The sequence below is a fragment of the Campylobacter sp. BCW_6464 genome (assembly GCF_001762775.1).
Classification (GTDB): domain Bacteria; phylum Campylobacterota; class Campylobacteria; order Campylobacterales; family Campylobacteraceae; genus Campylobacter_D; species Campylobacter_D jejuni.
The window spans coordinates 150,854-162,159 of sequence record NZ_MJXM01000046.1 but is presented as its reverse complement, the minus strand read 5'-3'; the positions used below and the strand labels follow the sequence as shown (position 1 = coordinate 162,159).

General features: G+C 37.1%; 5 protein-coding genes, 2 tRNA genes and 3 rRNA genes. 8 read left to right on the top strand and 2 right to left on the bottom strand.

Annotated features, from left to right (window positions below; translation table 11 throughout):
• Positions 1 to 530: 530 nt before the first annotated feature.
• From AJ885_RS05250 to rrf, 5 genes are all read left to right on the top strand, one after another.
• Positions 531 to 2,043, top strand: a 16S ribosomal RNA gene (locus tag AJ885_RS05250).
• A 102-nt stretch (positions 2,044 to 2,145) separates the two neighbouring features.
• Positions 2,146 to 2,221 (top strand) — tRNA-Ala (locus tag AJ885_RS05245).
• An 8-nt stretch (positions 2,222 to 2,229) separates the two neighbouring features.
• Positions 2,230 to 2,306: transfer RNA gene (locus tag AJ885_RS05240), tRNA-Ile, on the top strand.
• 725 nt (positions 2,307 to 3,031) lie between these two features.
• Positions 3,032 to 6,091, top strand: a 23S ribosomal RNA gene (locus AJ885_RS05235).
• Positions 6,092 to 6,365: 274 nt separating this feature from the next.
• Positions 6,366 to 6,482 (top strand): 5S ribosomal RNA (rrf, locus tag AJ885_RS05230).
• The 16S, 23S and 5S rRNA genes sit together here with 2 tRNA genes alongside, the layout of an rRNA operon.
• Positions 6,483 to 6,662: 180 nt before the next feature.
• Here rrf and murD read toward each other — a convergent pair.
• Together murD and mraY are read right to left on the bottom strand one after the other, a co-directional pair.
• Positions 6,663 to 7,871: a UDP-N-acetylmuramoyl-L-alanine--D-glutamate ligase gene (murD, locus tag AJ885_RS05225; RefSeq protein WP_070280859.1), complete on the bottom strand. Its 1,209-nt coding sequence runs from the start codon at positions 7,869 to 7,871 to the stop codon at positions 6,663 to 6,665.
• Positions 7,871 to 8,932 carry a phospho-N-acetylmuramoyl-pentapeptide-transferase gene (gene mraY, locus AJ885_RS05220; protein WP_002859004.1) on the bottom strand — a complete coding sequence of 354 codons (1,062 nt, stop codon included), beginning with the start codon at positions 8,930 to 8,932 and terminating at the stop codon, positions 7,871 to 7,873. The genes murD and mraY overlap by 1 nt, the downstream gene beginning before the upstream one ends.
• 79 nt (positions 8,933 to 9,011) lie before the next feature.
• On the opposite strand from mraY, the gene gpmI reads away from it, so the two are divergent.
• The 3 genes from gpmI to fabG are packed head-to-tail and all read left to right on the top strand — an operon-like array spanning position 9,012 to position 11,305.
• Positions 9,012 to 10,490, top strand: a complete 1,479-nt coding sequence (gpmI, locus tag AJ885_RS05215) for a 2,3-bisphosphoglycerate-independent phosphoglycerate mutase (RefSeq protein ID WP_070280857.1) — start codon at positions 9,012 to 9,014, stop codon at positions 10,488 to 10,490.
• Entirely contained in the window at positions 10,474 to 10,572 is a 99-nt protein-coding gene (locus AJ885_RS10895; RefSeq protein ID WP_002869268.1) for a hypothetical protein, read from the top strand. Before gpmI ends, AJ885_RS10895 begins: the two co-directional genes overlap by 17 nt.
• Positions 10,562 to 11,305, top strand: a complete 744-nt coding sequence (gene fabG, locus AJ885_RS05205; RefSeq protein WP_002861187.1) for a 3-oxoacyl-ACP reductase FabG — start codon at positions 10,562 to 10,564, stop codon at positions 11,303 to 11,305. Before AJ885_RS10895 ends, fabG begins: the two co-directional genes overlap by 11 nt.
• Position 11,306 lies beyond the last annotated feature (1 nt).

Below are 11,306 nucleotides of genomic sequence, written 5' to 3'. Positions count from 1 at the left end.
TAAAATATAGCCCCCATTTTTTAACCCACCAAATACTTATATAAATACTTACACAAATATTTATATTATTTAATCCTTTATTTAATCCCCTTTTAAGTTTAATTGGTTATACTTTCATTTCCTTTTTTGAAAAAAAGGACTTAAAATCTTTTAAATTATAAAGTTTCACTAACTGAGTAGATTTTATAAATTAACTTTATTTTAGATTTTTTAAGTTTTTAAATTATTTGAGTTTTTAACTTTCTTAATTTTTTAATTTAAAACTAAAAAGCTTTTTTATAAATCTTGTTTTTAATTTAAAAACTTTTCTTTTAAAAATGATTTTTTGTTTTGTTCTTTTAACTTAGTATTGTTATTCAAATCTTATTAGTCAATCTTTGAAATCTAAATAAGTGATCGATTGAGCCAGAAAGATTTAGGCATAAGTAATTATGTAAAATCTATTCAATCTAATTTAAAAAGATTAAAAGCTTTTCTTTTGATCTTTTATAACTTTTTCTTTGAAGAAAAAGATTAAACTATCTATAATTTTTATGGAGAGTTTGATCCTGGCTCAGAGTGAACGCTGGCGGCGTGCCTAATACATGCAAGTCGAACGATGAAGCTTCTAGCTTGCTAGAAGTGGATTAGTGGCGCACGGGTGAGTAAGGTATAGTTAATCTGCCCTACACAAGAGGACAACAGTTGGAAACGACTGCTAATACTCTATACTCCTGCTTAACACAAGTTGAGTAGGGAAAGTTTTTCGGTGTAGGATGAGACTATATAGTATCAGCTAGTTGGTAAGGTAATGGCTTACCAAGGCTATGACGCTTAACTGGTCTGAGAGGATGATCAGTCACACTGGAACTGAGACACGGTCCAGACTCCTACGGGAGGCAGCAGTAGGGAATATTGCGCAATGGGGGAAACCCTGACGCAGCAACGCCGCGTGGAGGATGACACTTTTCGGAGCGTAAACTCCTTTTCTTAGGGAAGAATTCTGACGGTACCTAAGGAATAAGCACCGGCTAACTCCGTGCCAGCAGCCGCGGTAATACGGAGGGTGCAAGCGTTACTCGGAATCACTGGGCGTAAAGGGCGCGTAGGCGGATTATCAAGTCTCTTGTGAAATCTAATGGCTTAACCATTAAACTGCTTGGGAAACTGATAGTCTAGAGTGAGGGAGAGGCAGATGGAATTGGTGGTGTAGGGGTAAAATCCGTAGATATCACCAAGAATACCCATTGCGAAGGCGATCTGCTGGAACTCAACTGACGCTAAGGCGCGAAAGCGTGGGGAGCAAACAGGATTAGATACCCTGGTAGTCCACGCCCTAAACGATGTACACTAGTTGTTGGGATGCTAGTCATCTCAGTAATGCAGCTAACGCATTAAGTGTACCGCCTGGGGAGTACGGTCGCAAGATTAAAACTCAAAGGAATAGACGGGGACCCGCACAAGCGGTGGAGCATGTGGTTTAATTCGAAGATACGCGAAGAACCTTACCTGGGCTTGATATCCTAAGAACCTTATAGAGATATGAGGGTGCTAGCTTGCTAGAACTTAGAGACAGGTGCTGCACGGCTGTCGTCAGCTCGTGTCGTGAGATGTTGGGTTAAGTCCCGCAACGAGCGCAACCCACGTATTTAGTTGCTAACGGTTCGGCCGAGCACTCTAAATAGACTGCCTTCGTAAGGAGGAGGAAGGTGTGGACGACGTCAAGTCATCATGGCCCTTATGCCCAGGGCGACACACGTGCTACAATGGCATATACAATGAGACGCAATACCGCGAGGTGGAGCAAATCTATAAAATATGTCCCAGTTCGGATTGTTCTCTGCAACTCGAGAGCATGAAGCCGGAATCGCTAGTAATCGTAGATCAGCCATGCTACGGTGAATACGTTCCCGGGTCTTGTACTCACCGCCCGTCACACCATGGGAGTTGATTTCACTCGAAGCCGGAATACTAAACTAGTTACTGTCCACAGTGGAATCAGCGACTGGGGTGAAGTCGTAACAAGGTAACCGTAGGAGAACCTGCGGTTGGATCACCTCCTTTCTAGAGTACAAAGTAATAAGTCTCACAACTATTACTTCAATATATAAACTCAATTGATTCTTGTTTAGATTTCAAAGATTGATGATAAAGCTAATTGTTTATGGGGAATTAGCTCAGCTGGGAGAGCGCCTGCTTTGCACGCAGGAGGTCAGCGGTTCGATCCCGCTATTCTCCACCATTTATTAAGGGCCTATAGCTCAGCTGGTTAGAGTGCACCCCTGATAAGGGTGAGGTCACAAGTTCAAGTCTTGTTAGGCCCACCATAAAAAAGATTTGAATAAAGAAGCTTTAAAATCTAAAGCAAGTATATAAAGTAGATTAAATATAAAATATAAACTCTAAATACTTAGATTTATTTTTATCTTTAGCTATAAAAGAATATACTTTAGATAGATATAAATAACATATACATTATGTATTTATATTTATAATGATTATATTAATATATATACTTCCTTTAGGTTTTAAACCTAATGTTCTTTTTAATTATCATTGTTAAGAGTCACAAGCAAGTTTTAATAAAAACAATTTTACAGGACTTGTTAAAGGATAAAACCTATTTATCTTTTCTTTAGTTTAACTTAACTTTTAGCTGTCTTTATTTCTATGAATAAAGAGAATATTAGATTTAAGGATTATAAATTAAAGACAAGTTTCAAACTCACAGCTTAGTTAAGACTAAATCATTTAGTTTTATATTAAGTGTTTGAATGCTTTCCGTCTTAAGATAAAGAAGTCTTATCATAAAAACTTTAACAAGGAAGTGATGCGTTTTAGAATCAATAAAAAAGGTAGAAGTTAGGTTATATCTAACTTTTATGCAAATTGTTTTTTTAGCGATTAAGAATTGAAGCTTTATCTACATTAATTTTTTAATGAATGTTTAGTTTATTTCGTTTTAAGCCTAATATCTTTTAGGTTGGCGGGGTAGGCCTTTAGCTTTGGTTCTTTAGGATGAGCTTTGCTCATCTGCTAAAAGAACATCAAAAGGTAAGCTACTAAGAGCGAATGGTGGATGCCTTGACTGGTAAAGGCGATGAAGGACGTACTAGACTGCGATAAGCTACGGGGAGTTGTCAAGAAGCTTTGATCCGTAGATTTCCGAATGGGGCAACCCAATGTATAGAGATATACATTACCTATATAGGAGCGAACGAGGGGAATTGAAACATCTTAGTACCCTCAGGAAAAGAAATCAATAGAGATTGCGTCAGTAGCGGCGAGCGAAAGCGCAAGAGGGCAAACCCAGTGCTTGCACTGGGGGTTGTAGGACTGCAATGTGCAAGAGCTGAGTTTAGCAGAACATTCTGGAAAGTATAGCCATAGAGGGTGATAGTCCCGTATGCGAAAAACAAAGCTTAGCTAGCAGTATCCTGAGTAGGGCGGGACACGAGGAATCCTGTCTGAATCCGGGTCGACCACGATCCAACCCTAAATACTAATACCAGATCGATAGTGCACAAGTACCGTGAGGGAAAGGTGAAAAGAACTGAGGTGATCAGAGTGAAATAGAACCTGAAACCATTTGCTTACAATCATTCAGAGCACTATGTAGCAATACAGTGTGATGGACTGCCTTTTGCATAATGAGCCTGCGAGTTGTGGTGTCTGGCAAGGTTAAGCAAACGCGAAGCCGTAGCGAAAGCGAGTCTGAATAGGGCGCTTAGTCAGATGCTGCAGACCCGAAACGAAGTGATCTATCCATGAGCAAGTTGAAGCTAGTGTAAGAACTAGTGGAGGACTGAACCCATAGGCGTTGAAAAGCCCCGGGATGACTTGTGGATAGGGGTGAAAGGCCAATCAAACTTCGTGATAGCTGGTTCTCTCCGAAATATATTTAGGTATAGCGTTGTGTCGTAATATAAGGGGGTAGAGCACTGAATGGGCTAGGGCATACACCAATGTACCAAACCCTATCAAACTCCGAATACCTTATATGTAATCACAGCAGTCAGGCGGCGAGTGATAAAATCCGTCGTCAAGAGGGAAACAACCCAGACTACCAGCTAAGGTCCCTAAATCTTACTTAAGTGGAAAACGATGTGAAGTTACTTAAACAACCAGGAGGTTGGCTTAGAAGCAGCCATCCTTTAAAGAAAGCGTAATAGCTCACTGGTCTAGTGATTTTGCGCGGAAAATATAACGGGGCTAAAGTAAGTACCGAAGCTGTAGACTTGCACACAACTTAGATTATTTAAGTTTAGAATATAAAAAAACTAAGTTATATGTTTTAAGTTATATTTTTACTGATTTTTATAGAGTAAAGATAGAAATAAAGCTTAGTAAAATCAGTAAAAATATTCTTGGTTTAAAGTTTAAGTAGTTTAAGTTGTGTGCAAGTGGTAGGAGAGCGTTCTATTTGCGTCGAAGGTATACCGGTAAGGAGTGCTGGAGCGAATAGAAGTGAGCATGCAGGCATGAGTAGCGATAATTAATGTGAGAATCATTAACGCCGTAAACCCAAGGTTTCCTACGCGATGCTCGTCATCGTAGGGTTAGTCGGGTCCTAAGTCGAGTCCGAAAGGGGTAGACGATGGCAAATTGGTTAATATTCCAATACCAACATTAGTGTGCGATGGAAGGACGCTTAGGGCTAAGGGGGCTAGCGGATGGAAGTGCTAGTCTAAGGTCGTAGGAGGTTATACAGGCAAATCCGTATAACAATACTCCGAGAACTGAAAGGCTTTTTGAAGTCTTCGGATGGATAGAAGAACCCCTGATGCCGTCGAGCCAAGAAAAGTTTCTAAGTTTAGCTAATGTTGCCCGTACCGTAAACCGACACAGGTGGGTGGGATGAGTATTCTAAGGCGCGTGGAAGAACTCTCTTTAAGGAACTCTGCAAAATAGCACCGTATCTTCGGTATAAGGTGTGGTTAGCTTTGTATTAGGATTTACTCCGAAAGCAAGGAAACTTACAACAAAGAGTCCCTCCCGACTGTTTACCAAAAACACAGCACTCTGCTAACTCGTAAGAGGATGTATAGGGTGTGACGCCTGCCCGGTGCTCGAAGGTTAATTGATGGGGTTAGCATTAGCGAAGCTCTTGATCGAAGCCCGAGTAAACGGCGGCCGTAACTATAACGGTCCTAAGGTAGCGAAATTCCTTGTCGGTTAAATACCGACCTGCATGAATGGCGTAACGAGATGGGAGCTGTCTCAAAGAGGGATCCAGTGAAATTGTAGTGGAGGTGAAAATTCCTCCTACCCGCGGCAAGACGGAAAGACCCCGTGGACCTTTACTACAGCTTGACACTGCTACTTGGATAAGAATGTGCAGGATAGGTGGGAGGCTTTGAGTATATGACGCCAGTTGTATATGAGCCGTTGTTGAGATACCACTCTTTCTTATTTGGGTAGCTAACCAGCTTGAGTTATCCTCAAGTGGGACAATGTCTGGTGGGTAGTTTGACTGGGGCGGTCGCCTCCCAAATAATAACGGAGGCTTACAAAGGTTGGCTCAGAACGGTTGGAAATCGTTCGTAGAGTATAAAGGTATAAGCCAGCTTAACTGCAAGACATACAAGTCAAGCAGAGACGAAAGTCGGTCTTAGTGATCCGGTGGTTCTGTGTGGAAGGGCCATCGCTCAAAGGATAAAAGGTACCCCGGGGATAACAGGCTGATCTCCCCCAAGAGCTCACATCGACGGGGAGGTTTGGCACCTCGATGTCGGCTCATCGCATCCTGGGGCTGGAGCAGGTCCCAAGGGTATGGCTGTTCGCCATTTAAAGCGGTACGCGAGCTGGGTTCAGAACGTCGTGAGACAGTTCGGTCCCTATCTGCCGTGGGCGTAAGAAGATTGAAGAGATTTGACCCTAGTACGAGAGGACCGGGTTGAACAAACCACTGGTGTAGCTGTTGTTCTGCCAAGAGCATCGCAGCGTAGCTAAGTTTGGAAAGGATAAACGCTGAAAGCATCTAAGCGTGAAGCCAACTCTAAGATGAATCTTCTCTAAGCTCTCTAGAAGACTACTAGTTTGATAGGCTGGGTGTGTAATGGATGAAAGTCCTTTAGCTGACCAGTACTAATAGAGCGTTTGGCTTATCTTTAATAAAGCATCACTTCCTTGTTAAGGTTTTTAAGAAAGCTTTGAATATAGATAATATTTAGAGTTTAGTAGAAATCTTTCAAGTAAAGTTTGTATTAGAACTTGCTCTTAACATTGTTTTTTAAGTATTCTATATAAAAACTTATCAAAGATAAAAGATAAGTAAAGAAGAAAGAAAAACAAAAGAAGAAAGAGAATAAAGAAAAAAGTAAAGAAATAAAAGATTAATCTTTATTTTTTAAATTCAATCTTTCAAAGAATATTTAAATAACAATGTCCGTGATTATACAGATGTGGAAACGCCTTGCTCCATCCCGAACCAAGAAGCTAAGCACATCGTGGGTGATGATACTACGCCTTACTGGCAGGGGGAAAGTAGCTCATTGCGGACTTGTTAAATGTCTTCATTGCTTACTTTATATATAAATCCTATGTTTATTTTTATTGTTGTTTTAGATGATGCTTAGAATTGTGTTTAAAAAAGAGTTTGTTGCTGTTTAGGGTTTTTAAGAGAATAGGGTGTTTTTAGGAGTTTGGAAAGTTTAATATATTTGTATGGATTGTATAATAAATTAAATTTTATTCACACATTCTTTAAAGACTTTTCCACGCTCTACGTAAGAGTTGAACTGATCTAAACTTGCACAAGCGGGACTTAAAAGAGCCACTTCATTGTCTTTTAAGTGATTTGAAATTTCATTTACAGCTTTAGATAAAACTTCACATTTATAGGCTTTCAAATTCGCTTTTTTTGCATAATCAAGCATTTTTTCGGTACTAATACCTATAGCATAGAGTTCTATATCAAATCCTTTCATAAAATCAAATAAATTGCTAAGATCTACACCCTTATCATCTCCCCCTATGATGAGATGAATTTTTTTATCTTTATAGCGACTAAGTGCAGCCATTACCGCACTTTCATTTGTAGCTTTAGTGTCATTTACCCAAAGCCTATTTTGACTGTCTTTAAGCTCTTCGAGTTTATTTTTTTCCATTACAAAGCTATTTAAAAGCTCATAGCTTAAAGTATCAAGTAGAATTTTTTCTATAGCTAAAGCCATGATAGCATCGAGTAAAAAAGGACTTTTAAAGGAAATTTTTTCCGTATCAATGCCAAATTTAACAGCTAGATCTTTTTCATCTTCATAGCTTATTTTATGAGCTTTTGTTGGAGTATTTGCATAAATTTTAGGCAGTATTGCTACATCACATTCATTCATTCTTTTTAAAACGCTTAGCTTATCTTGAACATAATTATCAAAACTTCCATGCCAAGAAAGATGATCAGGACTTATAGGTAAAAGTGCATAAATTTCAGGTTTAGCTTTATGAGTGTAGTGTAGGGTGAAAGATGAAGTTTCAAGTATCCAAAGTTTTGCATAAGGATCAAGCTCTGCTAAAGGAGTTCCAACATTTCCACCCATAACAGCACTAATGTGTGATAATAAATGTGTAGCCATTTGAGTGGTAGTAGTTTTGCCATTGGTTCCGCTTATCCAAACGGATTTTGGCATGATATCATAAAAAAAGTCATATTCGCTTTGTAAATTTTTTGCTTTTTGAATGAGTTTGTGCTTTGGTGGAAAACCTGGACTAGGAATTTCAATATCGCTTAAATTATCATCAAAATCATTAGGATTTAAAAGTAAATTTCCTAGTGTATCTTTTTTTGTTTCTGTAAAATGATCATCATAGATATCAAAAGGCCCAAATTTATCTACCAAATTTTCAGCAATAGCACGTGTGGTTTTTCCGTATCCAAAAAGTGAAATTTTCATTATCTTAGCTTTATTGATGCAAGTGCAAGTAAATTTGAAAGTAGGGCTATCATCCAAAAACGCACTATAATTTTATTTTCTACCCAGCCAACTTTTTCAAAATGATGATGAATAGGTGCCATTTTAAAGACTCTTTTATTAAAAATTTTAAAACTTCCAACTTGTAAAATTACAGAAACAGTTTCAAGAACAAAAACAAAACCTATGAGTAAAAGTAAAATTTCATTTTTGCTAATGATAGCTAAAAATCCTATGAATCCACCTAAAGCTAAACTTCCGCTATCCCCCATAAAAACCTGCGCAGGATAACAGTTGTACCATAAAAATCCCATTAAAGCACCGATTAATGCAGCGCAAATAATCACCACTTCACCAAGTCCTTGAATTTTTGGCAAAAGTAAATATTCACTATAATTTAAATTTCCGCTCAAATATAAGAATATCCCTAAAGTGGATAAAGAAAAAATACTTGGAACTGTAGCTAAGCCATCAAGTCCATCGGTTAAATTTACAGCATTAGAGCTAGAAATTAAAACCAAAATCCAAAAAGCAATGGCAAAAATTTCCATATCAAAAAGAGGGTGTTTATAAAAAGGTATAAAAAGTTCCGTGCTAAGCTCTGAACTAAAATATAAAGGTAAGATGCAAATAAGTCCAGCGATGATTTGTGCTAAAAGCTTCATTCTTGGACTAAGTCCTGAATGATTATCTTTTTTTAGAACTTTGCCTAAATCATCTATGAGACCTATCAAACAAAAAAGTATCAAACAAAGTAAAGCACTTATAGCAAAAATATTATCAAATTTGATACAAAATAAACTTGCAATTACTGCAGAACTGATGAAAATAAGCCCACCCATGGTTGGAGTATGGCATTTGGTTTTATGAGTTTCTGGGGCGTATTCGTAAATAGGTTGACTAGCATTTTTAGCTTTTGCCCAAGTAATAAATTTAGGCATTAAAAATAAAGACAAACATAAAGCGATAAAAAATGCAAATCCTGCACGCACACTAATATAAGTAAAAAAAGCATAATGACTTAAATCTGAAAGATAATACAAAACCTAGCCTTCTTTTTGGTTTTTAAAAGTTTAATTTTAGTAAAATCTAACCAAAAAAATTCTTATAAAAGAGAGAAAAATGAAGCAAAAATGCGTTTTAATTATTACAGATGGAATAGGGTATAATAAGAATAGTAAGTTTAATGCTTTTGAAGCAGCTAAAAAACCAAGTTATGAAAAGCTTTTTAAGGAAGTCCCAAATTCTTTACTAAAAACGAGTGGTTTAGCTGTAGGTTTGCCAGAAGGGCAGATGGGAAATAGTGAAGTAGGGCATATGTGTATAGGAAGTGGGCGTGTTATTTATCAAAATTTAGTGCGTATTAATAAAACCATTGAAAACAAAGAACTTGAAAAAAATGAGAATTTACAAAAACTTTTAGCAAAATGTAAAAGAGTGCATATTATAGGGCTTTATAGCGATGGCGGGGTGCATTCTATGGATACGCATTTTAAAGCCATGCTTGAAATTTGTGCGAAAAATGGCAATGAAGTTTTTGCTCACGCAATCACTGATGGGCGTGATGTAAGTCCAAAAAGTGGCTTAAACTTCATAAAAGATTTAAAAGAATTTTGTGAAAATTTAGGCGTGCATTTTGCTACGCTTTGTGGGCGTTTTTATGCTATGGATAGAGATAAGCGTTGGGATAGGGTGAAAGAATATTATGAGTGCTTGTTAGGTAAGGCTTATAAAGTGCCAAATTTATTAGAATACCTACAAAAATCTTACGATGAAAATATTACTGATGAGTTTATTAAAGCAGCTCAAAATGAGAATTACAAGGGCATGAGAGAAGAAGATGGCATTATCTTTATCAACTTTAGAAATGATAGAATGAAACAACTTGTTGAAGTGTTAAATTCCAAGGATTTTAAAGAGTTTGAACGCGAAAAAATCTTTGAAAATTTACTTACTATGAGTGTTTATGATGATAAATTTAAACTCCCTGTGCTTTTTGAAAAAGAAAAAATTGAAAATACTTTAGCTCAAGTGATTTCTAAAGCAGGGCTTAGTCAGCTTCATACCGCAGAAACCGAAAAATATGCCCATGTAACTTTCTTTTTTAATGGCGGAAAAGAAGAGCTTTTAGAAAATGAAACAAGGGTTTTAATCCCAAGTCCTAAGGTAAAAACTTATGATGAAAAACCCCAAATGAGCGCTTTTGAAGTGTGTGATGCAGTGAAAAAAGGTATAGAAAAGGGCGAAGACTTTATAGTGGTAAATTTTGCAAATGGAGATATGGTTGGACATACAGGCGATTTTAATGCTGCTATAAAGGCTGTTGAAGCGGTGGATACTTGTTTGGGCGAGATTGTAGAATGTGCAAAAAAGCATGATTATGCTTTTATCATTACAAGTGATCATGGAAATTGCGAGGCTATGCAAGATGAAAAAGGAAATTTGCTTACCAATCACACTATTTTTGATGTTTTTGTTTTTGTGCAAGCAAAGGGAGTTTCAAAGATTAAAGATAATATGGGGCTTAGTAATATCGCTGCAAGCGTGCTTAAAATTTTAGACTTAGAAATTCCAAAAGAAATGAATGAGGCTTTATTTTAGTTTGTTTGCCTTTTTTATAAGAAATTTGTTAAGATTGCAATTTTTAAAATTAAACTTATTAAGGATAGATAATGAAATTTAGTGGAAAAAATGTTTTAATTACCGGAGCAAGTAAGGGAATAGGTGCTTCTATTGCAAAAACTTTGGCAGGTTTTGGGCTTAAAGTTTGGATCAATTATCGTTCAAAACCTGAACTTGCGGATGCTTTAAAAGATGAAATTATTGCAAGTGGTGGTGTTGCTGCTGTGATTAAATTTGATGCAAGTAAAGAAGATGAGTTTGAAAACGGTGTAAAAACCATAGTGGAGAGCGATGGAGAACTAAGTTATCTTGTAAATAATGCAGGCATTACAAATGATAAACTTGCTTTAAGAATGAAATTAGAGGACTTTAGTGGCGTTGTGGATACGAATTTAAGCTCAGCTTTTTTAGGTTGTAGAGAAGCTTTAAAAACCATGAGTAAAAAACGTTTTGGTGCTGTTGTAAATATCGCTTCTATTGTCGGAGAAATGGGCAATGCTGGACAAGTAAATTATTCTGCTAGTAAAGGTGGAATGATAGCTATGACTAAATCTTTTGCTAAAGAAGGAGCAAGTAGAAATTTACGCTTTAACTGTGTAACTCCAGGTTTCATAAAAAGCGATATGACTGAAGTTTTAAGTGATGAAATCAAACAAGCTTATCAAGATAATATTCCTTTAAAACGCTTTGCAGAACCTGAAGAAGTGGCTAATTGTGTAGCGTTTTTACTCAGTGATTATGCCTCTTATGTGACAGGCGATGTGCTTAAGATCAATGGTGGTTTATATATGTAAG

Excerpts from the sequence above, each read along its gene's own strand:
- murD (WP_070280859.1), bottom strand. The coding sequence starts at position 7,871 with ATGAAAATTTCACTTTTTGGATACGGAAAAACCACACGTGCTATTGCT.
- gpmI (WP_070280857.1), top strand. The coding sequence starts at position 9,012 with ATGAAGCAAAAATGCGTTTTAATTATTACAGATGGAATAGGGTATAAT.
- AJ885_RS10895 (WP_002869268.1), top strand. The coding sequence starts at position 10,474 with ATGAGGCTTTATTTTAGTTTGTTTGCCTTTTTTATAAGAAATTTGTTA.
- fabG (WP_002861187.1), top strand. The coding sequence starts at position 10,562 with ATGAAATTTAGTGGAAAAAATGTTTTAATTACCGGAGCAAGTAAGGGA.